This window comes from Pseudomonas sp. Leaf15 (assembly GCF_001421425.1).
GTDB classification, from domain to species: Bacteria; Pseudomonadota; Gammaproteobacteria; order Pseudomonadales; family Pseudomonadaceae; genus Aquipseudomonas; species Aquipseudomonas salomonii.
In genome coordinates this window covers 236,871-263,096 of sequence record NZ_LMKI01000035.1, presented here as the reverse complement: position 1 = coordinate 263,096, position 26,226 = coordinate 236,871, and the positions used below count along the sequence as shown (strand labels likewise).

Below are 26,226 nucleotides of genomic sequence, written 5' to 3'. Positions count from 1 at the left end.
CATGGCTATCCTCGTAATCGCCGAACACGACAACAAGGTGCTGGCCCCGGCCACCCTGAACACTGTTGCTGCCGCAGCCAAAATCGGTGGCGACATTCACGTGCTGGTAGCAGGTCAGGGCGCTGGCGCCGTGGCTGAAGCCGCTGCGAAAATCGCGGGCGTGAGCAAAGTCCTGAACGCTGACAATGCTGCTTACGCGCATCAGTTGCCGGAAAACGTTGCTCCGCTGGTAGCTGAGCTGGGCGCTGGCTACAGCCACATCCTGGCTGCCGCCACTTCCAACGGCAAAAACATCCTGCCACGCGTTGCCGCGCAGCTGGACGTTGACCAGATCTCCGAGATCATCTCGGTCGAAAGCGCTGACACCTTCAAGCGCCCGATCTACGCCGGTAACGCCATTGCCACCGTACAATCCAACGCTTCGGTAAAAGTCATCACCGTGCGTGCCACCGGTTTCGACCCGGTTGCCGCTGAAGGTGGTTCGGCTGCCGTTGAAGCCGTCTCCGCTGCCCACGACGCTGGCACTTCCAGCTTTGTCGGCGAAGAGCTGGCCAAGTCGGATCGCCCTGAGCTGACCGCTGCCAAAATCGTCGTTTCCGGCGGCCGCGGCATGCAGAACGGTGACAACTTCAAACACCTGTACGCCCTGGCCGACAAGCTGGGCGCTGCGGTCGGCGCTTCCCGCGCGGCCGTCGACGCAGGTTTCGTACCCAACGACATGCAGGTCGGCCAGACCGGCAAAATCGTTGCGCCACAGCTGTACATCGCCGTCGGTATCTCCGGCGCGATCCAGCACCTGGCCGGTATGAAAGACTCCAAAGTGATCGTTGCGATCAACAAGGACGAAGAAGCGCCGATCTTCCAGGTGGCTGATTATGGCCTGGTGGCAGACTTGTTCGAAGCCGTACCCGAGTTGGAGAAGCTGGTCTAATCCAGCCGCTTCACTTATAAAGAGCCCGGTCTTGTGACCGGGTTTTTTTTGCCCGGCTTTTTTGAATATCGGAGAAACCGCCATGGATCTGCGTCCCGTATTGCTGGTTTTGTCGCTATTGCCCGGCCTTGCGTTAGCCGCCGGCAAGTGTGATCGCCTGGTGATCACCGGCAGCCCGGACGCGCCGCCGTTGCTCTGGCGTGACCCTCAAGACCCAACGCACCTGATCGGCGCCACTGCCGATGTACTGCAACACGTCGGCAAGGACCTGGGCGTTAAAATCGACCTGCTCTACGGCGGCAAACGTTCGCTGGCCCTGGATGAAGTGCGCAGTGGGCGCATGGACATTCTCGCCGATGCGCCGCTGAACCTCGGCGAGCTGGAAACCCTCGATTACATCCACCCGGCGCTGGTGCAGATCGACTACTTGGTGTGGACGCGCAAGGATTCGCCGCTGGTTTACACCACTGCTGACGACTTGCACGGGCATAAAGGCGCGGTCTCCGAGCGTGCGCGCTTGAGCGCTGGTTTCGACACCTTCGCCGGCCAACAGTTGAGCCTGCAACGCCTGCCCAGCTTGACTCCGGCGTTCCAGAAACTGCTGCTGGGTGAAGTCGACTACGTGCTGGCCGGGCGCTACTCAGGCATGGCCATGGCCCAGACGCTGGGCATGAGCAATGACCTGATCGCCCGCGAAATCCCTATCGACCAGCCCGGCCTGTACCTGGCGATTTCCCACAACTCCGCCTGCAACGATCCGTGGCTGCGCGGACAGCTGGCGAAAAAGATGACAGAATTGCCCGCGTCCGGTGTCGCGCAAGCCGCCTTGCAGCGCAACCTCGAACGCTGGAAAGCGCAATTGCAGCAACCCGTCGGCACCCCAGCAAAGTAAGGATTTTCAGTGACTCTTCGACCTCTTTTCGCGGCCCTCGCCGTTGTCGCTCTGGCGGGATGTGCAGCTGATCCTGCGCCGAATGAACAAATACGCCTCACTCAGCAGGCCTTGGAACAGGCCAATGCCGTGGGCGCCAGCACCGATGAATCGCCTGAACTGAAACTGGCTGAAGACAAGTTCGCCAAAGCGCGGGCCGACATGGCCGACCAGTCTTATAAGGATGCACGCATGCAGGCCGAACAGGCCGAGCTGGACGCGCGCCTCGCTGAAGCACGGGTATTGACGCGCAAAAGCCAGGAGCAACTGAACGTGCTCAACACCCGCATCGCCCGACTACGCAAACAATTGCAGCTGGGAGAAGCCCAATGAGCCCGCTGATCCGTGGTTTGAGTGGTGTGTTGCTGCTGGGCAGCGTGGCGTTGGGCGGTTGCGTCAGCCATCCCAACAGCGAGCAGGCGCTGCAACAAGCCGGCAGCGACTTCCAGAAGGTCAAGGAAGACGCGAATGTGCTGCGCTTTGCGCCCAAGGACGTGATTCGCGCCGGCGAATCCCTGGCCCGCGCTGATCGCTTGTCCAGCTACTGGGGCAGCGGCCCCGATGTGGTGCACTACGCTTACCTGAGCCAGCGCTACAGCGAGATCGCCCGCGAACACACCGAGCAGGGGCTTAATGCCGAGCGCGGCACCAAGCTGGAACTGGAGCGCCAACGCCTGCAACTGGCCCTGCGTGAGAGCAAATTGGCCAGCGTGCAGCAGCAGGGCAAGTGGCTCGAAGAGCAAATCGCCAGCCTGACCACCACCCAGACCAATCGCGGCCTGGTCATGACGTTGGGCGATGTGTTGTTCGACACCGGTGACGCCGAGCTGCAAAACTCGGCCAACCGCACCGTGCTGAAGATCGTGCAGTTCCTGCAGTTGAACCCCAAGCGCGTGGTGCGCATAGAGGGTTATACCGACAACACCGGTGGCGAGCAGGAAAACCTCAAGCTGTCCCGCGACCGCGCGCAATCGGTGGCCGATGTGCTGATGGACCTGGGCATCGATGAAAAACGTATCCAGGTCGAGGGCTACGGTGACCAGTACCCGGTAGAGGCCAACGCCTCAGAGCGCGGCCGCGCGCAGAACCGCCGGGTGGAAATTGTGTTCTCCGACGAAAAAGGCCAACTGGGCGCTGCCCGCTAAAACCCGGCATCGATCAATGTGCGAGCTGGCTTGCCTGCGATGCAGGCGCCTCGGTACAGCAGGCAAACCGAGGCGATGCTATCGCAGGCAAGCCAGCTCCCACAGATTGCCGTGTACACACAGAACCGATCATTGATCGGTTTTTTTATGCATCTTGCCCTAACAGTTTTTTCTATCACTGCCGCCCGCGCTCGACTATTGTGGCAACTGTCCCCGTACACTTCTAAACTGTGCCGGTATGTTTCACACAAAAATAAAATACCCGTGAAATCGAGTGCTGCGTCATGACCAATCTGTTGCTTTACCAACGTATCGCCCAGCAACTGGCTGAGGACATCCGGCGCGGTGTTTATCAACCCGGCGAGCGTGTGCCTTCGGTGCGCAAGATGAGCTCACAGCTCAACGTCAGCCACGCCACGGTGTTGCAGGCCTACGCGAACCTGGAAGACCAGGGGCTGATTCGTGCACGGCCGCAGTCGGGTTATTACGTGCACCAGACGCCTGCACTCACGGCGCCGACGCCGGATATCGCCCGGGTTGAGCGCCCGGGGTTGGTCACGCGCAGCAGCATTATCCAGCAGGTATTGGTCGAGTCGCGCCGCGAAGGGGTATTCCCGCTGGGCGCGGCCGTGCCGAGTGTCGACTACTTGCCGGTGCGCGCGTTGCATCAGCAACTGGCCAAGGTCACGCGTTTCCAGAGCCCGCGGGCCTTCAGCTACATGTTCAGCCCCGGTTTCGAGCCGCTGCGCCGCCAGGTGGCGATTCGCATGCGTGATGCCGGCGTGGTGGTGGACCCGTCCGAAGTGGTGATCACCCACGGCTGTGTTGATGCGTTGCAGATGTCGTTGCGTGTGTTGACGCGCCCAGGCGACTTGATCGCCGCTGAGTCGCCGACCTATTACGGCTTGCTGCAACTGGCCGACCTGCTGGGCCTCAAGGTCATCGAGATCCCCAGCGACCCGGCGACGGGCATGAGCCTTGAGGCGCTGCAACTGGCGGCCAACCAATGGTCGATCAAGGCCCTAGTGCTGACCACACGCCTGAGCAACCCGCTGGGCGCGACCATGCCCGAGGAGCGGCAGAAACAGTTGCTGCGCCTGGCTTCGGATTTCGACATTCAGATCGTCGAGGACGATATCTACGGCGAGCTGATGTTCGAGCTGGGTCGTACCAAGGCCCTTAAAGCCTATGACCGCCTGGACCGGGTGATCTACTGCTCGAGTTTCTCCAAGACCTTGTCGCCTGGCGTGCGCATTGGCTGGATGATTGCCGGCAAGTATCAGCAGGAAATCCAGCGGCTGCAGATGTTCAGCACCCACTCGGCGTGCAGCGTTACCCAGATGGGTGTGGCGGCGTACCTGGAAAACGGTGGCTACGACCGGCATCTGCGCTACATCCGCCAGGAATACCGCAAGAACCTCAGCGCATTCCAGCTGGCGGTGCAGCAGTATTTCCCCGAAGGCACGCAGATGACCCGCCCGACCGGCGGCTTTATCCTGTGGGTCAGTTTGCCGGGAAGGGTCAATACCCAGGAACTGCACGTGCGCGCACTGCAGCAGGGCATCAGCATCGCACCGGGCGTCATCTTCAGTAATACGGAACAGTTCAACCACTGTATTCGGCTTAACTGCGGCACGCCGTGGAACCGCGAAGCAGAGCGGGCGCTGATGACGTTGGGGATGTTGGCCAGCCAGTTGTGCCAGGAAACTGCGGCCGGATTTTGAACCTGGACTGAGGCGCGAAAAGGGGACACTTACATTGACCGGCTGATCACAAGGGTTGTCATGCCGCGCTCAACAAGCGAGCATATGGCCTTCTGCCGTTAATGCTGTAGGCAATATGACCTCTATTTTTCGCGCTGTTGTGGTGATTGGCCTGTTAAGCCTGTGTAACGTCGGCACCGTCCTGGCGGCAGCCCCCGTGACTCAAAGCAAGCCCGCAGCCAGCACTGAGCAGAAGGCTCCCGCGAAGAAACCGGCGTCGGCTAAAAAAGCCCCGGCGGCCAAGAAAAAAACCGCCGTCGTGAAAAAACGTGCACCGATGGCGAGCAAATCCAAATCTGCCCACGAAGTGGCCCAGACCAAACTGCCACCGGCACAGTTGGACCTGTCCCTGCCCACCGAAATGGTCAGGCACTTGCAACCCATCGGCACCATGCCTAAACCCAAGAGCGTGCCGCTGTTGCCGCCGATGTTTGCGGAAAAACCCACCGACAACAGTGCGTTCCAGATCAATGGCCGCTTGCTCAGCAACCAGATGCAGTTGCAACTGCGTAACGAAGAGCGCCGTGACATCGAAGGCGCGGCGCTGGATTTCGAGTTCAAGCAATAAAATTGCCCGCTTAGGTGACGTACGCCTTCCACCATCTGTCGCAGACTGGTTGGTCACTTTTGTTTTGTGCGAAAAACCTCTGTTAGACCATTTTAAAACGGCTGTTTAAGGGCGTACTCTAGCCCGGTCATCCACATTGAGTCGTCGAGGACCTGCTGGTCATGAAATGCCGTGAAGGCTGTGGCGCATGCTGCATTGCCCCCTCCATCAGTTCGCCGTTACCGGGAATGCCCAATGGCAAACCGGCGGGAGAACGTTGCCTGCACCTGTCGGTCGAACAGCTATGCCAGCTGTTCGGGCAACCGGAGCGGCCGGCGGTGTGCAGTGATTTCAAGGCAGACCTTGAGGTGTGCGGCAACGATCAGGCCGATGCGATCCGTTTGATCGGCTGGTGGGAGCAGATGACGGCGGCTTGATGGGCTTTACTATCGGAACTTCAAAAATAAGGAATACAACAATGGGTTCGCTGAAACGATTGGCTGTGGTGTGCGGTTTTACGGTGTTGTTTGCTGCCACTGCCCAGGCTGAAGATTGGCAAGTCGCCAAGGACGAAGACGGTATCAAAGTGTCCTTGAGCGAAATCGCCGGCTCCAAGTACAAGGCTTATCGCGGTGTCACCGTGATCAAGGCCCCCATCGCCAGGATCCAGGCCCTGCAGGAAGACGTGGCCGGTGCCTGCGCCTGGATTCACGAGTGCAAATCGCAAAAACTGCTCAAGACCGAAGGTGACAAGAGCTGGACCTACACCCAGTTCAAGGCGCCGTTCCCGGTGACCGACCGCGACTCGATCCTTGAGATCACCACCTCCAAGGCCGCCGACGGCACCGTGACGCGCAAGCTGCTGGAAGTGCCGAAATACCAGCCCGAAGTGAAAGGTTACGTACGTGTTGAGAAGGTAGACGGCTACTGGAAACTGGTGCCAAAAGGCGATAACCAAACCGAAGTCACCTACCAGGTGCACACCGAGCCAGGCGGCAGCGTGCCCTCGTGGCTGGCCAACAAGTTCGTGGTCGACGCACCGTTTAACACCTTGAAAGCCTTGAAAGAACACGCTGAAAAATAAGCGCAGTTAATCCGGTGCCCGAGGCCTTGAGTGGAACGTTTGCCGACCGCTCAAGGTCCAGATAGATGTGAGCCCACACATGGGCTTTATCGAGGAGGCACCGATGCAAACGTGGCAGATTACCTTCGTAGATGATCACGGTGTACAGACCGTGGAGCAGTTCGCCTGCGCGCAAAAGCCCAGCCTCGAAGACGCGGCGCACATGATCCGTAACAAGCTGGTGCCCGTGGCCGCCGAACTTGACCTCAATGACCTGGAGGGCCGCAAGCCCGAGCCTACGGTCAAGATCCTCAAAGATCAGAACAGCATCCAGATCCTCGACATCTCACCCGCCGCCTGAACATTTCCTGTAGGACCACGAAACCCCTCTGGTGGAGGTGATAGCTTCGCGCTACTCTGCAATTGAGATCAGCGAATGAATCGCTAAGGTCTGGTCTTGTCAGCTACATGCTTGTTTTCCCTCGGTGTTGTTATTGCCGTAGTACCCGCGCCAGTAGGGCGCGGGCTTCGGGAAGCACGGAAAGTCTATCCATCGGTTTGAGGAGGACGTTTCATGAGCACAGCCTATCAAGAAGACATCAGCACCAACGTACTGCGCCGGATGAAAGAAGGCGGGTTCGACTTCTCGCGTTTTCACCCCATCGAGTTCTACGCCATTTTCCCGGATGAGGAACGTGCGCGCAGGGCTGCGGGTCGCTTTCGCGGGGAATCCCTGAATGCCCAGGTCAGCGCGCGCGATGACGGCGCCTGGTACCTGGAACTGAGCAAAATCATGTTCGCAACCTACGACGGCATAGGAGACTTCGAGCAGGACTTTGAAGCGGTGGTGGAACCGCTGGGCGGCATCATCGAAGGATGGGGCGTCAAGCAGGAGGTGCGTGGGTTACCCATGTAGTTCAATTGTGATGAGTAAAGCAGCGTATCGGCTGACCTTCGGGTTGGCCGATTTTGTGTGTGCTGTATGAAATCTCCTAACCCTGTACCTCACTTTTCTTGCACCAAAAAAAAGCCACTTAAACAGGGTGGCCCAAAGGGAAGAGCGGTTCGCTGAAACTGTAGGACGTGTCCTGTTCAGCCGATAGGGGTGATTATCCGCAAGGCGGGGCGGGCAGTGAAATCAACTCTGACTATGCTGTTGATAGTCAAAACCCGCATTGTGATGAAGCGCGGGGCGTGACGGCGGGCATTCTGCGCACCAGGAAGGTGCAAGCGGAATCCGTTGTTTATTCAACTTACTGATTTTTAAGTGTTTATGCCGATGGCGCGGGCCTTGCAACACTGCTTGCGTCCGAGTGACAAGGAGTACGGCATGACCCGCACTTATTACGATGAAATGTACGACGGGGCAGGGCAGGTCCGGCCCCATTACCGCGAGTTCGCCCGCTGGCTGGCTGAAACGCCCGCCGAACTGCTGGCGCAGCGTCGGCGTGAGGCTGATTTGCTGTTCCACCGCGCCGGCATCACCTTCACCCTTTACGGGGATGAGCAGGGCACCGAGCGCCTGATCCCGTTTGACACCATCCCGCGCAGCATTCCCGCCAGCGAATGGCGGATGGTCGAGCGTGGCTGCATTCAACGGGTCAAGGCGCTGAACCTGTTCCTGGCCGACCTGTACCACGAGCAGCGCATCATCAAGGCCGGCATCATCCCCGCCGAACAAGTGCTGGCCAATGACCAATACCAACTGGCCATGCAGGGCTTGAACCTGCACCGCGATCTGTATTCGCACATCTCCGGTGTCGACCTCGTACGTGACGGCGACGGCACGTACTACGTGCTGGAAGACAATTTGCGCACGCCGAGCGGTGTGAGCTACATGCTCGAAGACCGCAAGATGATGATGCGCCTGTTCCCCGAACTGTTTGCGGCCCAGCGCATTGCGCCCATCGACCATTACCCCAACCTGCTGCTCGACACCCTCAAAAGCTCAAGCCCGCTGGATAACCCCAGCGTGGTGGTGCTGACGCCGGGGCGTTTTAACAGTGCGTTTTTCGAGCATGCCTTTTTGGCCCGTGAGATGGGCGTGGAATTGGTGGAGGGCGCCGACCTGTTCGTGCGTGATGACCGTGTGTTCATGCGCACCACCGACGGCCCCAAGGCGGTGGACGTGATCTACCGGCGTCTCGACGACGCATTCCTCGACCCGCTGGCCTTCAACCCCGATTCGATGCTCGGCGTGCCCGGCCTGCTGGCCGCGTACCGCTCGGGCAATGTGGTGCTGGCCAATGCGATCGGCACCGGGGTAGCGGATGACAAATCGGTGTACCCGTTTGTCACCGAGATGATCCGTTTTTACCTGGATGAAGAGCCCATTCTGCAGAACGTGCCGACCTTTCAATGCCGCAAGCCCGATGAATTGTCCCACGTACTGGCCAACCTGCCGGAGCTGGTGGTCAAGGAAACCCAAGGCTCCGGTGGTTACGGCATGCTGGTGGGGCCGGCCGCCACGGCGGCGGAAATCGAAGCCTTCCGCGCACGCATCAAGGCCAAGCCCCATGCCTATATCGCCCAGCCGACCCTGTGTTTATCCACCTGCCCGACCTTTGTGGAAAACGGCATCGCGCCACGGCATATCGACCTGCGCCCATTCGTGTTGTCCGGCAAGGAAACCCGCGTGGTCCCCGGCGGCCTGACCCGTGTGGCGCTGCGCGAAGGCTCGCTGGTGGTCAACTCGTCCCAGGGCGGCGGCACCAAAGACACCTGGGTGGTCGAGGATTGAACCATGTTGAGTAGAACTGCCTCGGATTTGTACTGGATGTCGCGCTATCTGGAGCGCGCGGAAAACCTCGCGCGCATGCTCGATGTCAGCTATTCGCTGTCGCTGATGCCCCAGGACGGGCGCGGTGACGGCCTGCACGAATTGGCCATGCCGCTATTGATCACCGGCACTCTGGACGATTACCACGCGCGTCACGGCGAGTTGCATGCTGAGCGCCTGCTGCACTTTTTCGCGCTAGACGCGGCCAACCCGGCGAGCATCTACAGCTGCCTCGGCGCCGCGCGGGCCAGCGCCCATGCGGTACGTGGGCGAATTACCGCTGACATGTGGGAAAACATCAACGCCACCTGGCTGGATATTCGCGATATCGCCCGGCAAGGGCTGAGCCGTTACGGCATGAGCCGGTTTTGTGAATGGGTCAAGGAGCGCTCGCACCTGTTCCGCGGCGCCACCTACGGCACCATCATGCGTAACGACGCGTTTCGCTTTATTCGCCTGGGCACCTTTATTGAGCGTGCCGACAACACCTTGCGGCTGCTCGATGCGCGCTATGAAATGGCCGGCGACCAAGCCGCCGCCGTCACCGACGGCACGGCCCATGCCTACTACCAGTGGAGCGCCTTGCTGCGCGCCTTGTCGTCGTTCGAGGCCTACACCGAGATCTATCGCGACGCACCCGGCGCCCGGCAAGTGGCTGAATTACTCTTGCTACGGGCCGACGTCCCGCGCTCGTTAAGGGCGTGCAGCGAAGAGATCGACCAGATCCTCGCCAGCCTGCCGGGCATCAACGGCCGCCCGGCCCAGCGCCTGGCCGCCGAAATGGACGCGCGCCTGCGCTTTACTGCGATTGACGAAATCCTCGAGGAAGGCCTGCACGCCTGGCTGACCGACTTCATCCCCTTGGTGCGCCAGTTGGGCGACGCCATCTACAGTTCCTACCTGGAGGCCGCATGAGACTCTCCATCAGCCACGAAACCACCTACCACTACGAAGACCAGGTGCGCGCCAGCATTCAGTACCTGCGCCTTACGCCCCACGACAGCGAGCGCCAGCATGTGATCAGTTGGCAGCTGGATTTGCCGCGCCCGGTGCGCGCGCAAGTCGACCCGTTCGGCAATATCCTGCACGTGCTGACCCTGGATGAGCCCCACGATGCAATCATCATTGGCGCCCGTGGCCAGGTGGATATCGACGAGTTGCGCGAGGCGGAACACGAAAGCCAGTCAGCGTTTCCGTTCCTGCGCAGCACGCGCCTGACAGAACCCGATGAAGCCTTGCTGGGCTTTGCGCGACAGCACTGCCATCAACGTCGCGACCGCAGCGCGTTGATCGACCTGATGCACGCGCTCAACCAAACCATGGTCTACACGCCCGGTGCCACCGAAGTCGACACCTGCGCCGCCCAAGCCTTTGCGGGTCGGGCGGGCGTGTGTCAGGACCACACCCACGCGTTCCTGGCCTGCGCACGCAGTCTGGGGGTTCCTGCACGGTATGTGTCGGGGTATTTGTACACCGAAGACAGCACGCACCTGGCCAGCCACGCCTGGGCCGAAGCCTGGCTGGATAACGCCTGGTACAGCTTTGACGTGACCAACCAACTGGCCCGACCGGAGCGGCATTTGAAGCTGGCGGTGGGGTTGGATTACCTCGACGCCTGCCCGGTGCGCGGCATGCGCAGAGGCGGCGGGCATGAGCAGATGCATGCCAAGGTGTTCGTGGCGCCGACGCCGGTGGTTTCGGTGCAGCAGCAATAGGCACAGCACTTTAAGTGTGGGAGCTGGCTTGCCTGCGATAGCGGCCTGCCAGCCAGCACAGGTGTAGCTGACCCACCGTTATCGCAGGCAAGCCAGCTCCCACACTGGGTTTGTGATGGGCTCAGGGTTGCTGTTTACGCCCCGCCATATGCTTCAAGTACCCCACCAGCAGATCCAACTCGCCATCGGGCAACACACTGGCGCTGAACGCCGGCATCTTCGCCTGTGGCCAATGCCGCAAGCTCTGCGGGTCGCGAATGTAGCGCTTGAGGAAATCCCCGCTGAAATACTCGGTGGGGTTGTAGGGAATATTCAGGTCCGGCCCCACCTGCGCATCACCGGCGCCATTGAGACGGTGACACGCCAGGCAATTCTTCTGGAACAGCGCAAAGCCCTGGTTGACCGGATCATTCGCGGCCAACTTCGGGTCAGGCAACAAGGCCGGAAAACGCTCCGCCACCGTCTTCAATTGCTTGATCGCGGACACCTGGAACGGCCACTGTTCAGGGCTGATATGCCCGGCTTGTGGGTCGGTCCATACCAGATAGAAAGGCCCGGCACTCGGTTTGCCGTCTGCCAGCGCAGGCCATGGCTGGGCCGGGTCTTCCACTGCCAGCCAGGCGCGAGCGCCGTGTTTCTCCAGCAACGGCGCAGCGGTGAGTTCGGCGGCAAACCCATCCAGTGCCACGGCTTGCAGATGGTTCGCAGGCTTCAGACCCGGCAGCAGAGAGGCCATCGGCACGGCGCGATAGGTCATGGTGCGCTTGTAGGAAACGTCATCGACGATCTGCACCGTCTGCGCATCCGGGTGCTTGAGCAGGTCGGCGGTCTGCCAGGTCTTGCGGGTGTGGTCGAGTTCGATGGTCAATTGCGCGGCCGTTGCCGGCAGGGCCAACATCAAGGCGAGGAAGGCAAGGATCGGTTTCAAGGGAAAGTCCGGTTCGAAGTGGCGGTGGCGCCCACGATACCGGAAATCTGCGCGCAAAAAGACAGCCCCTGCAACAGGACCGCTATGCGCAATGTCCCGGCAGGTGCTGCCAAAAACTGCAGTCCTGATGCTGTGTGTACACGGAATCCGGAGGCTGAATCGTCACCCGATAACCTTGGTTAAATTGGGCAAGATCAGAATCAGTGTGGTGGCGAACAGAATAAGTCCCGCCTGACGTACTTTCGAATGTTTAAACATGGCTGACTGCCTTTTGTTGTTATTCCTGAGCGTCAAATGCGTGCCGATGTATTTCAGTATCGCGATGTGACGTTGCACTTTTCTTACAACTGCCCCAGCAAAACCCGGCAGCAGCTTCCTACTGATTCAACCTTAGAGCCCTCGTTCTTCGCGGCTTAGATCCATTTCATATCAGCTAATCATTATTTGCGCTAAAAACGGCATGAGGCTTATTGCCATCTTCGCGGCAGCCCCGAGGCTAGACAGCTAAAACGATTAATCAGCGGTTTCCCATAGCTGCCTACCGTTCGTCCGAGCGAGGGGGTCAAAAGCAATGAGCGCATCCGTCATTGAAACCGTGTCAATCGGGCCTGAAGGTAGGCACACACGCACTGGCTGCTCGAGGATGTCATGACCCAAGCTTTGATCTTTGATGCGATACGTACGCCCCGTGGCAAAGGCAAGGCCGATGGTGCCCTGCACAGCGTCAAACCGGTAAACCTGGTGGCGGGCCTGCTGACGGCGCTGGCGCAACGCAGCGACCTCGACACACGCCAGGTGGATGACATCGTCCTCGGCTGCGTCACCCCGGTGGGTGACCAGGGCGCCGACATTGCCAAGACCGCCGCGCTGGTGGCCGACTGGGACGTCAGCGTCGCTGGCGTGCAGATCAACCGCTTCTGCGCCTCGGGCCTCGAAGCGGTGAACCTTGGCGCAATGAAAGTGCGCTCGGGCTTCGAAGACCTGGTGGTGGTCGGCGGTGTCGAGTCCATGTCCCGCGTGCCCATGGGCAGCGACGGCGGCGCCTGGGTGCTCGACCCGCAGACCAATCTGCACAGCCACTTCACGCCACAAGGCATCGGCGCGGACCTGATCGCCACACTGGAAGGCTTCACCCGCCAGGACGTCGACACCTTCGCCCTACAGTCCCAGCAGAAAGCGGCCAGGGCTCGTGCAGACGGTTCCTTCAACAAGTCGCTGATCGCGGTGCAGGACCAGAACGGCATTGTGCTGCTGGACCACGACGAATTTATCCGTAGCGACTCCACCCTCGAAGGCCTCGGCAAGCTCAAGCCAAGCTTCGAAATGATGGGCCAGATGGGTTTCGACGCCACCGCGTTGCGGGTCTACAGCCATGTGGAGCGTATCCACCATGTACACACGCCGGGCAACAGCTCCGGCATCGTCGACGGCGCCGCGTTGATGCTGATCGGCTCCGAGGCCAAGGGCCGCGAGCTGGGCCTGCAACCGCGAGCGCGCATCGTCGCCACGGCAGTCACCAGCACCGACCCGACCATCATGCTCACCGGCCCCGCACCGGCGACGCGCAAGGCCTTGGCCAAAGCCGGTTTGCGCGTTGAAGACATCGACCTGTTCGAGGTCAACGAAGCGTTTGCTTCTGTGGTCCTCAAGTTCATCAAAGACATGGGGGTCGACCCTGCCCGAGTCAACGTCAACGGCGGCTCCATTGCCATGGGCCACCCGTTGGGCGCCACCGGTTGCGCGATCCTCGGCACCCTGCTCGACGAGCTGGAAGCACGCCAGCAGCGCTATGGCCTGGCCACCCTGTGTGTCGGCGGTGGCATGGGCATCGCCACCATCATCGAACGCCTCTGAGCCCAAGGAATTTGTCATGACCGAAGCCATTCGTTACGAAAAAGGCCACGACCAGATTGTGGTGCTGACCCTCGACATGCCCGGCCAGAGCGCCAACACCATGAACGGCGTGTACCGCGAGGCCATGGCGGCCACCGTCACACGTCTTGAGGCGGAAAAGGCCGACATCGCCGGCGTGGTTATCACCTCAGCGAAGAAGACTTTCTTTGCCGGTGGCGACCTCAATGAACTGATCAAAGTCGACAAAGCCCACGCCAAGGATTTCTACGACAGCGTGCTGGTATTGAAGGCGCAACTGCGGCGCCTGGAAACTCTTGGCAAACCGGTGGTGGCTGCGATCAACGGCGCTGCGCTGGGCGGCGGCTGGGAGATTTGCCTGGCGTGTCATTACCGCGTGGCGCTGGATGACAAATCCACCCAGCTTGGCCTGCCGGAAGTCACCCTGGGCCTGTTACCGGGCGGCGGCGGGGTAGTGCGCATGGTGCGCATGCTCGGGCTGGAGAAGGCTTTGCCGTATTTGCTGGAAGGTAAAAAAGTGCGGCCGCAGCAGGCTTTGCAGGCGGGGTTGATCAATGAGCTGGCGGCAGATCGTGATGAACTGCTGGCCAAATCCCGCGCCTGGATTTTGGCCAACCCCGAGGCCAGACAACCGTGGGACAACAAGGGATACCAGATCCCCGGCGGCACACCGTCAAATCCAAAAGTTGCGCAAATGCTCGCCATCGCCCCGTCGATTTTGCGCAGTAAAACCAATGGCTGCTTTCCCGCGCCGGAGAAAATTCTCTGTGCGGCGGTAGAAGGCGCCCAAGTGGATTTCGACACCGCGCACCTGATCGAAACCCGCTACTTCACCGAGCTGGTCACCGGGCAAGTGGCAAAAAACATGATCGGCACCTTCTGGTTCCAGCTCAATGAGATCAACGCCGGCAGCTCACGGCCCAAAGGTTTTGCCCCGTATGTCACGCGCAAGGTGGGCGTGCTGGGCGCCGGGATGATGGGCGCAGGCATTGCTTATGTGAGTGCCTGTGCGGGCGTCGAGGTGGTGCTCAAGGACATCAACCTGGCGGCAGCCGAGAAGGGCAAGGCGCATTCGGCGGCGCTGCTGGACAAGAAAGTCAGCCGTGGGCAATTGACCGCCGAACAGCGGGAAAGCACCTTGGCGCGGATTCATCCTACGGCCTCCGATGCCGACCTGGCCGGTTGCGACCTGGTTATCGAAGCCGTATATGAGGACCGGGATCTCAAAGCCAAGGTTACGGCGACGGCGCAAAGCGTGGTCGGCAGCGAGGCCGTGATCGCCTCCAACACCTCCACGTTGCCCATCACTGGCCTGGCGACAGCGGTGCCCGATCAAGGCCAATTCATTGGCCTGCATTTCTTCAGCCCCGTCGACAAGATGCCGCTGGTGGAAATCATCAAGGGCGCCCACACAAGCGACGAAACCCTGGCCCGGGGTTTTGATTTCGTACTGCAAATCAAGAAAACCCCGATCGTGGTCAACGACAGCCGCGGCTTCTTCACCTCGCGGGTGTTCGGCACCTTCACCAACGAAGGCATCGCCATGCTCGGCGAAGGCGTGGCCGCGCCGATGATCGAAACCGAAGCGCGCAAGGCCGGTATGCCGGTGGGGCCGCTGGCGGTGTCGGATGAAGTGTCCCTCAGCTTGATGAGCCATATCCGACAGCAGACGGCGAAGGATCTGCAAGCCGAAGGCAAAGCGCTGCCGACTCACCCGGCTACGGTCGTGATCGATCTGTTGGTGAATGAATACAAGCGCACGGGCAAGGCGGCAGGCGGCGGTTTTTACGATTACCCTGCGGGCGGGCACAAGCAACTGTGGCCCGAGTTGAAAACCCGCTTCGAACAAGCCGGCAAACAGATCTCAGCGCAGGATGTGCGCGACCGTTTACTGTTTATCCAGGCGATTGAAACCGTGCGGTGCGTGGAGGAGGGCGTGTTGCTGTCCACGGCGGATGCCAACGTCGGTTCGATCTTCGGCATAGGTTTTGCCGCGTGGAGTGGCGGCGCATTGCAGTTTATCAACCAGTATGGCCTGAACGACTTCATTGCCCGGGCGCGCTACCTGGCTGAGCAATACGGGGAGCGGTTCTCGCCGCCGGCGTTGTTACTTGAGAAGGCTGCAAGAGATGAACTATTTGCCTGACCCGACCTGTTTGAATGATGGAGAACCCCTGTGGGAGCGGGCTTGCCCGCGATAGCGTCATATCAGCCGATATTTGCAGTGGCTGACACACCGCTATCGCGGGCAAGCCCGGCTCCCACAAGTGTTCACTCGGCGGGACTTGCTTTGCTGGGGTGTTTCAAGGCAGGCTCTGGGCTGTGCATTATTCCCATCACCGTGTCAGGTATTTTTTATGTCGCTACGCGTCTGTATCCTGGAAACCGATATCCTGCGTCCGGGCTTGATCGATCAATACCAAGGGTACGGGCAGATGTTCAAGCGCCTGTTCTCCAAGCAACCGATTGCCGCCGAATTTGTCATCTACAACGTGGTGCAGGGCGAATACCCGCCTGCCGACGAGGTGTTTGACGCCTACCTGATCACCGGCAGCAAGGCCGACTCCTTCGGCACCGACCCGTGGATCCAAACCCTCAAAACCTACGTGCTTGAGCGCTACGAGCGTGGCGACAAGTTGCTGGGCGTGTGCTTCGGTCACCAGCTACTCGCGCTGCTGCTGGGCGGCAAGACCGAACGCGCCAGCCAAGGCTGGGGCATGGGCATCCACGACTACAAGCTCAACGCCAAAGCACCTTGGATGAGCCCGGTGGTGGAAGAACTGACCTTGCTGATCAGCCACCAGGACCAGGTCACCACGCTGCCTGACAACGCCACCGTGATTGCCTCCAGCGATTTCTGCCCGTATGCCGCGTACCACATCGAAGACCAGGTGCTGTGCTTCCAGGGCCACCCGGAGTTTATCCACGACTATTCCCGCGAGTTGCTGGAGATTCTTCAGACAACCCTGGGCGAAAAGGTCTACACCCACGGCGTGGCCAGCCTGGCGCGTGACCACCACGGTGCCACCGTGGCGGAATGGATGATGCGCTTTGTCGCCCACAAGCCAGAGGCTGCGGCTTAAAGCCAGCCCGAGCGTTTAAAGCTGGCCCACAAACTGGTGCAGCCCACCGCAATAAACCCGAGCACCGCAAAATAGCCGTAGTGCCATTGCAGCTCGGGCATGTTCTGGAAGTTCATTCCGTAAATCCCCGCCACCGCCGTGGGGAACGCCAGAATCGCCGCCCACGCGGCGAACTTGCGCTGCACCACGCTTTGCCGTGAAGCCTCCAGTAACACACCGATCTCGATGGTCTGGCTGGCGATGTCGCGCAGGGTGGTGAGGTCTTCCATCTGCCGCGTCACGTGGATCTGCACATCACGAAAATACGGGCGCATATTCTTGTCGATAAACGGGAAGCTCAGCTTCTGCAGCTCCTGGCTGATCTCCACCATCGGTGCCACATAACGTTTAAGCCGCAGCACATCGCGGCGCAGGCCGTGCAGGTTCTGTATATCGCGCTCGCTCAGGGAACTGCACAGTACGTTGCGCTCCAGCTCATCAATCTCGGCGTGGATCGCTTCGCTCACCGGCTGGTAGTTTTCGGTGACGAAATCCAGCAGCGCATAGAGTACGAAATCTTCCCCATGCTCCAGTAACAACGGCCGCGCCTCACAGCGCTGGCGCACAAAGCCGTAGGACGCCGAGTGACCGTTGCGCGCAGTGATGATGTAGCCGTTGCCGGCAAAGATATGGGTTTCGATAAACTCCAGCTTGCCGTTCTCGCGCACCGGTGAGTAGGTAACGATAAACAGCGCATCGCCGAAGGTTTCAAGCTTGGGGCGGCTGTGTTTTTCCAGGGCGTCTTCGATGGCCAGTTCATGCAGGTTGAACTGGCGTTGCAGGTTGGCCAGCTCCTGGGCGCTGGGTTCTTCCAGGCCGATCCATACAAAATGGTTGGGTTTGGCAGCCCAGGCGGCGCCTTCGTCGAGGGTGATATCCGTGACTTTCTTACCGGCGCTGTAAACGGCTGCCGCAACAACTCTACCCATGGTGCTGATCGCTTCTTGTTAGGAGGACAGGTGTTGGGCAGCTTAGCTGGAGGGGAGTTCTATTGTTGCGGCATTTTGCAGTTCGCGGTCCATTGCCGCGATGCAGTCTTCCATCTGCGCCTGACAGGTCTGCATCAACGCCGGGATGTCATCCGAAGTCAGCCCACAGGTAGGAATCGGCGGCAACGAGCGTATGAGCACATCACCGCTGTTCCAGCGATTGAGCTGCATATGCTTGACGTAAGTGCTGGCACACACCTGAACGATCGGCACACCGGCCGCAATCGCCATATGGAACGCGCCCTTCTTGAACGGCAGCAAGCCGTTACCCAGGTTGCGCGTGCCTTCGGCGAACACCCAAATCGAGGTGTCCTCATGCTGCAAGGTCTGGGTGGTGGTGAGCATCGCCCGGCGCGCCTTGTGCGCATTGCCGCGGTCAATCAACACATTGCCCGCCAGCCAGAACAACTGGCCGAACAACGGCACCCACTTCAGACTCTTTTTGGCGATACACACGGTGCGATGGGGCACCACATTGCCGAATATAAACAGGTCATAGTTGGACTGATGGTTGGCGATGACCACACAGGTGCCGGGCTTGTTACGCAGCGAGTCGACATCGGCCTTCAGGCGCAAGCCCAGAATACGCATGGCAGGCAACGCATACAGGCGAGCACACAGGCGGCTGTTGTCCGGGTTGAACGGCCGGCACACACCCAAAAGCACGCCCAATACCCCGGCGACCATAAAGTGCAGGCCCATCAACAACATACGTAACAGAAAAAGCATCGACACAGCCCATCGGGACAAAAGGTGGCGCAGTGTACGGATGTGCACTGTATTCGGCAATTGCCCCTACAGACGTAGGAGATAGGCGATGTTTAAGCACATGTTTCAACGTATGCCGACATAGGCCGACTAGAGCGGCTAAAGACGTTTCGGATTTATTTGTAAGAAAAAGCCCGACTCAAGGTCGGGCTTTGGCACATCAGCTTTAGGTATCTTCACAATTATTAACGGCGGCCACCTATTCTGTGGCGAGCGGGCTTGCCCCGCGTTGGGCTGCGAAGCAGCCCCAGTAAAGGCACTGAGGTTTCTCCTGAAACAACTCGTTGCCTGGTTTTGGGGCCGCTGCGCAGTCCAACGCGGGGCAAGCCCGCTCGCCACAACAGCCCGCTCAGAGCAGATTTTGCCTATAGATGCTCAGCTACGGGGCATCAGCCCAGGTTGTGGCCCTGATCCTGAATAATTGCATCATCCAAGGCTTCCAGCAGTGCCTTACGCACCTTCAGCTTGGTGTGTTTGTGGGCATTCATATTGATCTTCTTCAACTGCCTCGCAGCCTCCAGGGCCGCTGCGTGCAACTCATCCGGCGCCACCACCTTATCCAGGAAGCCAGCGCCCAACGCGCCCTGCGGATCAAACATCTCGGCATTGATCACCGAACGATGAAACGCCGACTTACGCAGACGATCCCGCGCCAACTCGATACCGGCGTGATGCATGGTCATGCCGATCGCCACTTCGTTCAGGCCAATGCTGAACGGGCCTTCCACACCAATTCGATAATCCGCCGACAACAGCAGGAATGCACCCTTGGCCACCGCATGCCCAGGGCATGCCACGATCACCGGAAACGGGTGCGACAACAGGCGCCGCGCCAGCGTCGAACCCGACGTCACCAGGCCAATGGCTTCTTTAGGCCCGGCCGTCATCACCTTCAAATCATAACCACCCGACAGAATCCCCGGCGTACCGGTGATGATCACCACCGCCCGATCCTTCTCGGCCTGATCCAGCGCAGCGTTGAACTCAGCAACCACTGCCGGAGAAATGGCGTTTACCTTGCCGTTGCTCAAGGTCAGGGTCGCGATACCGTCTTCGAGGTGGTAGGCAATCAACTCACTCATGACGCGGTTCCTTGTAGGAATTGTTATAGATAGGCTGTTAATAGAAGCACATGCGCAGACGTTACCCACCACGCCCGCCCCGGTAAAGCGCCGTGACTGACTACACAGTCAGACTTTTCCCGCATTCCCAAGGGTAGACGGCCCGCAGCAGGGCACAGCCGCCGTGCCAGACGCTCGCGACCGATGCCCAAGAATGGCAGATTCACCGCCCCTCACCGAGCGAGTCACGGCATATCCGTCTAAGCGCATGAAAATTCTGAAAAAAACCTTTGCCATCAGAAAGGCTTTCGACTACATTAGCGCGCCTCGACAGACTGAACTGGTTTGACGAGATACGGTGAAGTGTCCGAGTGGCTTAAGGAGCACGCCTGGAAAGTGTGTATACAAGAAATTGTATCGAGAGTTCGAATCTCTCCTTCACCGCCACATTCTACAAACACAAACCCCTGATTTTCCTAGAGAAAGTCGGGGGTTTGTGGTTTTTGGCGTTTGAAAAAGAGCCGTTTGGGAACATGCCTGGGAATACACCTCGCCAGACAGGGCTGCGCTAGCAAGCGTACTGAGGAATCGAAAAAGCGAAACGGGGGACGGTTTTTTTATTCTTCAAGCACCCCTGTGACAAACAAAACCCCTGGTTTCGTGAGAAGTCAGGGGTTTTATAGTTTCTGGCGTTTGAAAACGTGTCTTTTTTAAATCATGCGCAAGGCATATCCATGCGCCGGCCTATTACGTCCAGCAAGTCGCAGCCATCGCGCAACGGGATTGAACACAGCAAGGCAAAATCACTGAGAACAACTGCATCACTACTGATCTCGCTACGCAGTGCAAGGTTCTCAAGGACTTGGGTGACGGCACGCAGCCGAAAACTCGCAGCGTCGAGGAGGATTTCCAGGGGGGCGGTGGTATCGACAAAAAGGGCAGGTGTGGCGCTGTCGTTGCTGGTGAGGGCTATGTATTGGTTCATGCGTTAAATCCATTGAGACAAAGATAATAACGACGGAGTTTTCATGGTCTACAGCCAAAAATGGCAGTCGCCTGAAATAGCGTCGTTTACATTCCGTCTTATCATCGAGTCGCCAAACCCGGCCGCCATATGGGCGACCGAGTGACTATAGGCTCGACGATTTTGAAGTGCGAGACCGACGCTTCTGAACGGTCTGTAGGACGTTGCCTGGATTGCTGGAAATGGGCAGTCCTGCCTACGAACCCTGCGACCTCGAGAGTGGCAAATTGAGTAACCGTTTGAAATTACGATTGTACTAGGGCGATTTTTTCTCTAGCGTCCCTCCCCATGGCGACCCTTCACAGTGAACGAAGCTGGAAATAAAAATCCATCCCGACGACCACGCGCCGCCGCACTTTCACGTGCAGACGCCGGATGGCGAGTCGCTGGTTCAGACAGAAGGGCTTGTTGTGCTCGGTACAGGGGCAGAAACAAAGGCCTTGAAAGCCGCCCTGCTTTGGGCAAAAGCTCATATCGCGGATCTCAAGCGCGTATGGGATGAACAAAACCGGAGGAACTGACTTATGACCAGCAAGCTTCGCATCTCTGCTGTGCAATCAGTTGCCGGCAAGCATGCCTTACAGATCGAATGGAATAGCGGCAAGCGGCATACCGTTGATCTTCTCGATCATATAAATGCCTTTCCGATCCTCAAACCTCTTCTGGATTTGGCTCGATTTAGCCAAGTAGAAGTCGGTGAGTGGGGGTTTGATGTGACGTGGGGTAACGACCTCGAACTGTCAGCTGTCACGCTGCACCGTCTAGCATTGGAGCAATCCGGTGAGGTGATGCTGACACAGGATTTCCGACAGTGGATGCTCAGTAACAACCTGTCCCTTTCCGCAGCGGCTGTGGAGTTGGGGTTCTCTCGCAGGACCATCACCGCCTATAGCAGCGGCGCTGCTTTGATTCCCAAGCATGTGGGGCTGGCGTGCAAGGGCTGGGAGTACGAGCATAAAGGTTACAAAGAGCACTACGCCTGAAGGTGCCGGTATTACGCAAAAAGGGTGGTCAATTGAGCCGCTCTAATTCATTTTGTTGAAAATCTACCGTCCTGTGCGATGTGTACACATGATCAGCAGAAGCGCGCAATGCGTGGGCATATACCTGGATTAAAGTAGTCCATTTCTGAAACGTTAAAACCGCCCCTCTGCACGTCTTACCTGCGCCGTTACGCTTTCTTATAGTCCTGCGCCTCAGCCACTTGGAGGTGCACGCATGCAGGGACCCTACGCATTTATCAATGAACATCCCCAGCCTTATCTATTGCTTAAACTAAGCTTGGCGCTTGATCCGCATACACACACCAAGTTCGACACCCTCAACCAGCACATCCGCAATACGGTGGTGTTGCCGGGGCAATTGGTGATCATCGGTGATAGCCGAACCGCCGCTTGCACCGCTGAAGAGGCACAGTTGATGCGCTCGGCGCAAAATATAAAGCTCGCCCTGTTGGCGCACTCCGCAACTGACCAATTTCTGATCAAAAACTATGATCAGTTGCAGGCCATCTTGACCTATTCGTCCCTTGGCATCGGCAGTGCCAGCAGTGCATGGAGCAAGCATTTGGCGCAAGTTGAGAAGACCCTTATGGAAATCGAGAGTTTGCATAAGCAGTACTTGAGCAAAGGCACCACTGGGGCGAGGGAGGAGTTTTTGGTTAAACGAAGGGCGCTATTTTCCAGGTTGGACAGCCAAATCTCGGGCATGGCGCGCTTTGGTACGGGGTTGAGAAACGAAGGTTCCATTAAAAAGATGTTGGGAATCTCCAGTAAAAGCTACTGGCACCACGGAGAAATTCGTGGATATGAGGAAAGGGTCAAGCATTTGGCCAAGGCCTCGCAAATATTGAAGAAGGGGACTTACATTGGCATAGCGCTGGATGTTGGGGCGACGGCGCTGGAGATAACGGAGGCGTGTTCCACGGGGCGTGAGCAAGCGTGTACGCAGGCGACGTATGTTGAAGGGGGTAAGTTAGTGTTTGGAGTCGGTGGTGCATCGTTAGGTGGAAGTATAGGTGCCTCTGTAGGAATAGGGGCCTGCATGGTTGTTTTTGGCATACCTACAGCAGGTGCCGGAGCTTTGGGGTGTGCCATCTTTGGCGGCGCCACAGGCGGACTCGTTTTAGGCAAAGCTGCAAGCGCTCTCGGAGAAAGCACGGGAAAAGTTCTCTATGAGGCGGTGAGGGATTAAATGGTCTTCGAATACATCGGCATGTGTGCGGGCGTCATCATGCTACTCAGCCTTCCTCTCACTTTTTTTGTCATGTTCAAAAAGCTCGATGCAGCAGAACGCTTTGTGGAGCACAGCGACTATGTAGCCATGCACAAGCGCATTTTTCGTAATGCTCCATTTGAAGGCCGACAAGTGCGCGTATTCGCCATGGCCACCATCATTCTTATGCCAAAAGTACTCCAATGGAGGCGTTTAGTGCGGGTTGAGGACGTTGAAAAAATCCCACGACATCTCAAGTATTGGATGGTCATCCCGACACTGATTGCTTTCACTTCCGCTATCGTCATGTGTATTGCCTGGCTTTTTATAGAGAACTAATCCGCCTTTTTGGGCGACTGTCTTTTGCCCTTTCCCAAAACATCATCCGGCAGACTTCTGTCGTCAGGCCCTCAATGCCGATGCCGATGATGCACATCCGGAAAATGCGCATGGCTATGCCGCATCACACTGTGAACATGCACATGACTGTGCGGCTGCGCCGGGTCCCACTCAAACCCGTGCTCATGCTGGTGATGTTCATCGTGCACGTGCCGATGCCCATGTTCCGTCGCCTCATGCAGATGCTCATGGGCATGCCGCTCCGTCAGGTGCAGCCACACGCCCACGGCCATCAGCGCGGATGCAATCCAGAACGCCACCGTTACCGATTCCCCAAATGCCAGCAGGGCAACAGCCGCGCCGAGGAATGGCGCCGTCGAGAAGTAAGCACCCGTGCGTGCGCTGCCCAACCCCCGCAACGCCAGCACGAACATGACCAGGCTGATGCCATACCCCAAAAATCCAACCAACAAGATGGGCGCCAGCTGCGCCACACCCGGAATCTGCGCGCCGAGGTAAAGCGCCAGGCTGCAATTCACCAGCCCGGCTATCAATCCCTTGGCGCCGGCGATGAACAGCGCGTCCGAGGCCGAGACCTTGCGCGTCAGGTTGTTATCAATCCCCCAGCATGCGCACGCCAATGCCACGGCAAACGGCCCGGTCCAGTCGTGGCTGGCGCCGCCGCCGTCGGACCATGACAACACCACGCCGCCCAGCACGATCGCGAGCATGCCGAGGACGATGCGGCGGTCGGCGTTTTCTCTGAACACCAGCCAGGCGATCACGGCGGTCAGCACCGATTCAAGGTTGAGCATCAGGGAGGCGGTCGCGCCGGCGGTGCGGGTCAGGCCGAACATCAAGGCAACCGGGCCGAGGATGCCGCCGAAGGCGATGGCGCCGAGCAGCCAGGGCCATTCAGCACGGGTCAGCCCGCTGGGTTTCCAGCCGCGATCACGGATAAGGCGCACGCAGGCCAGGCCGAGACCGCTGCCGAGGTAGAGCAGGCCGGCGAGCAGTACGGGCGAAAGGTTCAGGCCGAGGCTTTTGGCGAGCGGGGTGCTGGCGCCGAACAGGGCGGCGGCGGCGAGTGCGTAAACGATGCTGAGGTTCATGGGCCATCCTCGAAAGGTTGACCCATGATACGTCGCTTGCCAGGGTCAGCGCCCTGACAACTTGAGACTTACTGCGCGGTTTTCAGCTTGATCACATCACCCGAAATCTTGGTGGTGTAACCATTCAGTACCCAAGCCCAGAACCATTTTTCCTGCACTTGAGTGTTGATCAGCGCGTCGCCGCCTTTGGCCTTGATGGCGGCATCCTGGGCGCGCACGAAGCGGCTGTTCTGACCGATCGGGATGATGCCGAGCAACATCACGCCGGTGGCGCTGCCTTCACTGTGGCCCAAAACGGTGTATTGGCTGCTGTCGTACTGCGGGGATTTGATGGCGGTGCCGGTGCAGCCTGCGAGGGTGAAACCGAGAACAGCTGCTGCAACTACTTTACTGACGTACTTCACTGTGTAACTCCATGGACTGACCCTCGGGATTCAATTCTCGAGGGGGCGCTACTTTAAATCCTACATTGGCAGATTGAAATCAATTACCGGGATGTTTCATTTTCACGCCTGCACGTACACCCACGCTGTAAGACCCGAAGCCAGCGCCACGGACACGCGCTTGTAGTCCGACACCTCATACGCATCCGCTGCCGCCAGTTCCTGCGCGTTAATCTGAAAGACCATGCCTTCGACGCTGGCAGCCTTTTCTTCGGTGGGCGCGACAATCGGGTGATGGGTCTTGCCGCTGGTGGCCAGCACTTGCGGGTCGGTGATTGCTACCCAGCTTTGCGCATAGCCGAGCATGGCGTCGTGCTGGCCGACCAGTTCCCGGCCGAAGTTGGTCAGTTGCACGGCCTTGTCCTGCAAGGTGCCGTAGGAAAACAGCAGCACGGGAAATTGGGTGGAGCGTTCCATGGATGTTCCTTAAGCGAGTAGGTCTTCGTAAAAAGCGCCGTAGGGCTTGCTCGGGTGGGCGACCTGGATTTCCAGGATCCACAGCCCGGCATTCGGGTAATGCTCGAAATCGCCCAGGTCGCCGCCGCGATGGATGGCGTGGGGGAAGTCGCTGACGCGGTGGCCTTTGATGTCGAGGTTGAGTCGCCAGCCCATGGCCTGGGCGTAACGCATGGCGTCGATGCTGTAGGCGGCGCCCACGGCTTCTTTGGGTTGTGCAGTCACCGGTGTTCCCTCGCAGTCAGGCTGTGCTGGTCGTTATGCGTTTTACTATATAGCGATGCGGAGACGGAACCCAACCCTGAAAACACCAAAAATCAACTGTGGGAGCTGGCTTGCCTGCGATAGCGGTGGCTCAGGCAGCATAAGTGTTAGCTGACCCACCGCCATCGCAGGCAAGCCAGCTCCCACATGCTGTCAGAGATGCAGCCAGGCCAGGCTACCCAGCACCATCGCCACGCCACCTGCGGTATAAGACATGCGCTTGAGCCACTCCTTGCGCGTCAGCAACGTAATTGCCGCCAACGAAATTGCGATCTGAATCGCGGTCATCGCCTGCGCCCAGCGGTGATGCTGGTGCAGCGCCTCTTCGGATTTCTGGTCCCATTCCTTGGATGTCGCCTCAAGCTTCTCGGCCTGTTTGCGCACCTCTTCCTTCTGGCCCTTGTAGCGCTCGATCTCGTCCTTGTAATGCGCCGCATCCACACCCGGAATGTGCGTGGCCAGCTCCGCCAGGTTCTGGCGGCTGGATTTGGCCTGGTAGTAGTTCCACTGGTTGGCGGCTTCGGTCTTGATAATGGCGGCGTTGTTCTTGTCCATCGCCGCTTCGCTCTCGGTGGAGCCGGCCTGGTAGCTGAGCATGGCACCCAGAGTGGCCATCAACGCGGTCATTACGGCGATGCGGCTGGCGAAATTGTCACCGCGCCCGTGCGCATGTTCGGTGGTGTGTTCAATGTGTTTTTCGTGGGGGCTGGGGACTTCGAAGGCTTCGGACATGGGGGCGTCTATGAAGGGACTGAGGGAG

Annotated in this window: 29 protein-coding genes, 1 tRNA gene and 1 pseudogene; 21 read left to right on the top strand and 10 right to left on the bottom strand. The window is 58.9% G+C overall.

Translation table 11 applies throughout. The annotated features are described in order from the left end of the window. The first annotated feature begins 1 nt into the window (after position 1). The 13 genes from ASE80_RS27020 to ASE80_RS26960 all read left to right on the top strand — a co-directional run bounded on the left by ASE80_RS27020 (position 2) and on the right by ASE80_RS26960 (position 10,874). Positions 2 to 931 carry an electron transfer flavoprotein subunit alpha/FixB family protein gene (locus tag ASE80_RS27020; RefSeq protein ID WP_056861617.1) on the top strand — a complete coding sequence of 310 codons (930 nt, stop codon included), beginning with the start codon at positions 2 to 4 and terminating at the stop codon, positions 929 to 931. A gap of 82 nt (positions 932 to 1,013) precedes the next feature. Beyond that, positions 1,014 to 1,823 carry a substrate-binding periplasmic protein gene (locus ASE80_RS27015; RefSeq protein WP_056861616.1) on the top strand — a complete coding sequence of 270 codons (810 nt, stop codon included), beginning with the start codon at positions 1,014 to 1,016 and terminating at the stop codon, positions 1,821 to 1,823. A 9-nt stretch (positions 1,824 to 1,832) separates the two neighbouring features. Next, positions 1,833 to 2,195 (top strand): DUF4398 domain-containing protein, encoded by a 363-nt coding sequence (locus ASE80_RS27010; protein ID WP_017138337.1) that lies wholly within the window; start codon positions 1,833 to 1,835, stop codon positions 2,193 to 2,195. Continuing rightward, on the top strand, positions 2,192 to 3,007 hold the full coding sequence (locus tag ASE80_RS27005) for an OmpA family protein (protein WP_056861615.1): 816 nt from the start codon (positions 2,192 to 2,194) through the stop codon (positions 3,005 to 3,007). Before ASE80_RS27010 ends, ASE80_RS27005 begins: the two co-directional genes overlap by 4 nt. Positions 3,008 to 3,291: 284 nt before the next feature. Continuing rightward, positions 3,292 to 4,731 (top strand): aminotransferase-like domain-containing protein, encoded by a 1,440-nt coding sequence (locus ASE80_RS27000; RefSeq protein ID WP_017138335.1) that lies wholly within the window; start codon positions 3,292 to 3,294, stop codon positions 4,729 to 4,731. A 115-nt stretch (positions 4,732 to 4,846) separates the two neighbouring features. After that, positions 4,847 to 5,338, top strand: coding sequence for a hypothetical protein (locus ASE80_RS26995; protein ID WP_056861614.1), 492 nt, complete (start codon positions 4,847 to 4,849; stop codon positions 5,336 to 5,338). Positions 5,339 to 5,499: 161 nt separating this feature from the next. Continuing rightward, positions 5,500 to 5,754: a YkgJ family cysteine cluster protein gene (locus ASE80_RS26990; RefSeq protein ID WP_017138333.1), complete on the top strand. Its 255-nt coding sequence runs from the start codon at positions 5,500 to 5,502 to the stop codon at positions 5,752 to 5,754. Positions 5,755 to 5,795: 41 nt separating this feature from the next. Further along, entirely contained in the window at positions 5,796 to 6,401 is a 606-nt protein-coding gene (locus ASE80_RS26985; RefSeq protein ID WP_056861613.1) for an START domain-containing protein, read from the top strand. A gap of 103 nt (positions 6,402 to 6,504) precedes the next feature. Further along, a complete protein-coding gene (locus ASE80_RS26980; protein WP_056861689.1) occupies positions 6,505 to 6,741 on the top strand; it encodes a hypothetical protein in 237 nt (78 codons plus the stop codon). A gap of 213 nt (positions 6,742 to 6,954) precedes the next feature. Then, entirely contained in the window at positions 6,955 to 7,296 is a 342-nt protein-coding gene (locus ASE80_RS26975) for a ribonuclease E inhibitor RraB (protein WP_003193463.1), read from the top strand. Positions 7,297 to 7,710: 414 nt separating this feature from the next. Continuing rightward, a complete protein-coding gene (locus tag ASE80_RS26970; RefSeq protein WP_056861612.1) occupies positions 7,711 to 9,120 on the top strand; it encodes a circularly permuted type 2 ATP-grasp protein in 1,410 nt (469 codons plus the stop codon). Positions 9,121 to 9,123: 3 nt separating this feature from the next. Then, positions 9,124 to 10,074, top strand: coding sequence for an alpha-E domain-containing protein (locus tag ASE80_RS26965; RefSeq protein ID WP_056861611.1), 951 nt, complete (start codon positions 9,124 to 9,126; stop codon positions 10,072 to 10,074). Next, positions 10,071 to 10,874 (top strand): transglutaminase family protein, encoded by an 804-nt coding sequence (locus ASE80_RS26960; protein WP_056861610.1) that lies wholly within the window; start codon positions 10,071 to 10,073, stop codon positions 10,872 to 10,874. Before ASE80_RS26965 ends, ASE80_RS26960 begins: the two co-directional genes overlap by 4 nt. Positions 10,875 to 10,995: 121 nt before the next feature. Here the strand turns inward: ASE80_RS26960 and ASE80_RS26955 are convergent, their stop codons facing one another. After that, complete coding sequence (locus tag ASE80_RS26955) at positions 10,996 to 11,802, bottom strand: c-type cytochrome (protein ID WP_056861609.1); 807 nt, start codon at positions 11,800 to 11,802, stop codon at positions 10,996 to 10,998. A 648-nt stretch (positions 11,803 to 12,450) separates the two neighbouring features. Here ASE80_RS26955 and ASE80_RS26950 point away from each other — a divergent pair. From ASE80_RS26950 to ASE80_RS26940, 3 genes are all read left to right on the top strand, one after another. Beyond that, complete coding sequence (locus ASE80_RS26950) at positions 12,451 to 13,656, top strand: acetyl-CoA C-acetyltransferase (protein WP_056861608.1); 1,206 nt, start codon at positions 12,451 to 12,453, stop codon at positions 13,654 to 13,656. A 16-nt stretch (positions 13,657 to 13,672) separates the two neighbouring features. Then, complete coding sequence (locus ASE80_RS26945) at positions 13,673 to 15,820, top strand: 3-hydroxyacyl-CoA dehydrogenase NAD-binding domain-containing protein (RefSeq protein ID WP_056861607.1); 2,148 nt, start codon at positions 13,673 to 13,675, stop codon at positions 15,818 to 15,820. A gap of 211 nt (positions 15,821 to 16,031) precedes the next feature. Further along, entirely contained in the window at positions 16,032 to 16,757 is a 726-nt protein-coding gene (locus tag ASE80_RS26940) for an amidotransferase (RefSeq protein WP_056861606.1), read from the top strand. Here the strand turns inward: ASE80_RS26940 and ASE80_RS26935 are convergent. The 3 genes from ASE80_RS26935 to ASE80_RS26925 form a co-directional block, all read right to left on the bottom strand. Then, the gene (locus ASE80_RS26935; RefSeq protein WP_056861605.1) at positions 16,754 to 17,725 is read right to left on the bottom strand and encodes a magnesium and cobalt transport protein CorA; all 972 of its coding nucleotides are present in this window, start codon (positions 17,723 to 17,725) and stop codon (positions 16,754 to 16,756) included. The genes ASE80_RS26940 and ASE80_RS26935 overlap by 4 nt on opposite strands. Before the next feature lie 42 nt (positions 17,726 to 17,767). Then, the gene (locus ASE80_RS26930) at positions 17,768 to 18,514 is read right to left on the bottom strand and encodes a lysophospholipid acyltransferase family protein (protein ID WP_056861604.1); all 747 of its coding nucleotides are present in this window, start codon (positions 18,512 to 18,514) and stop codon (positions 17,768 to 17,770) included. A 428-nt stretch (positions 18,515 to 18,942) separates the two neighbouring features. Continuing rightward, positions 18,943 to 19,635: a crotonase/enoyl-CoA hydratase family protein gene (locus ASE80_RS26925; RefSeq protein ID WP_056861603.1), complete on the bottom strand. Its 693-nt coding sequence runs from the start codon at positions 19,633 to 19,635 to the stop codon at positions 18,943 to 18,945. Positions 19,636 to 19,971: 336 nt separating this feature from the next. On the opposite strand from ASE80_RS26925, the gene ASE80_RS26920 reads away from it, so the two are divergent. Further along, positions 19,972 to 20,061, top strand: a tRNA-Ser gene (locus ASE80_RS26920). Positions 20,062 to 20,329: 268 nt separating this feature from the next. Here the strand turns inward: ASE80_RS26920 and ASE80_RS26915 are convergent. Continuing rightward, positions 20,330 to 20,599, bottom strand: coding sequence for a hypothetical protein (locus ASE80_RS26915; protein WP_056861602.1), 270 nt, complete (start codon positions 20,597 to 20,599; stop codon positions 20,330 to 20,332). Positions 20,600 to 20,952: 353 nt separating this feature from the next. Here ASE80_RS26915 and ASE80_RS31980 point away from each other — a divergent pair, with 353 nt between their 5' ends. From ASE80_RS31980 to ASE80_RS26900, 4 genes are all read left to right on the top strand, one after another. Continuing rightward, positions 20,953 to 21,159, top strand: a complete 207-nt coding sequence (locus ASE80_RS31980; RefSeq protein ID WP_082463687.1) for a DUF4160 domain-containing protein — start codon at positions 20,953 to 20,955, stop codon at positions 21,157 to 21,159. 3 nt (positions 21,160 to 21,162) lie between these two features. After that, positions 21,163 to 21,621, top strand: coding sequence for a DUF2442 domain-containing protein (locus ASE80_RS26910; RefSeq protein ID WP_056861601.1), 459 nt, complete (start codon positions 21,163 to 21,165; stop codon positions 21,619 to 21,621). Between the two features lie 235 nt (positions 21,622 to 21,856). Beyond that, positions 21,857 to 22,831, top strand: coding sequence for a hypothetical protein (locus ASE80_RS26905; RefSeq protein WP_056861600.1), 975 nt, complete (start codon positions 21,857 to 21,859; stop codon positions 22,829 to 22,831). After that, positions 22,832 to 23,191: a hypothetical protein gene (locus ASE80_RS26900; RefSeq protein WP_056861599.1), complete on the top strand. Its 360-nt coding sequence runs from the start codon at positions 22,832 to 22,834 to the stop codon at positions 23,189 to 23,191. Positions 23,192 to 23,262: 71 nt separating this feature from the next. On the opposite strand, the gene ASE80_RS26895 is transcribed toward ASE80_RS26900, so the two are convergent. From ASE80_RS26895 to ASE80_RS26875, 5 genes and pseudogenes are all read right to left on the bottom strand, one after another. Beyond that, positions 23,263 to 24,303 carry a DMT family transporter gene (locus tag ASE80_RS26895; protein WP_056861598.1) on the bottom strand — a complete coding sequence of 347 codons (1,041 nt, stop codon included), beginning with the start codon at positions 24,301 to 24,303 and terminating at the stop codon, positions 23,263 to 23,265. 68 nt (positions 24,304 to 24,371) lie between these two features. Continuing rightward, positions 24,372 to 24,707: a hypothetical protein gene (locus tag ASE80_RS26890; RefSeq protein WP_056861597.1), complete on the bottom strand. Its 336-nt coding sequence runs from the start codon at positions 24,705 to 24,707 to the stop codon at positions 24,372 to 24,374. Positions 24,708 to 24,809: 102 nt separating this feature from the next. Next, the gene (locus ASE80_RS26885) at positions 24,810 to 25,163 is read right to left on the bottom strand and encodes a gamma-glutamylcyclotransferase family protein (protein WP_056861596.1); all 354 of its coding nucleotides are present in this window, start codon (positions 25,161 to 25,163) and stop codon (positions 24,810 to 24,812) included. 9 nt (positions 25,164 to 25,172) lie between these two features. Beyond that, positions 25,173 to 25,367, bottom strand: a pseudogene (locus ASE80_RS26880) (M24 family metallopeptidase); the annotation flags it as partial. Positions 25,368 to 25,619: 252 nt separating this feature from the next. Beyond that, positions 25,620 to 26,198, bottom strand: a complete 579-nt coding sequence (locus ASE80_RS26875) for a DUF4337 domain-containing protein (RefSeq protein WP_056861594.1) — start codon at positions 26,196 to 26,198, stop codon at positions 25,620 to 25,622. Positions 26,199 to 26,226: the final 28 nt, after the last annotated feature.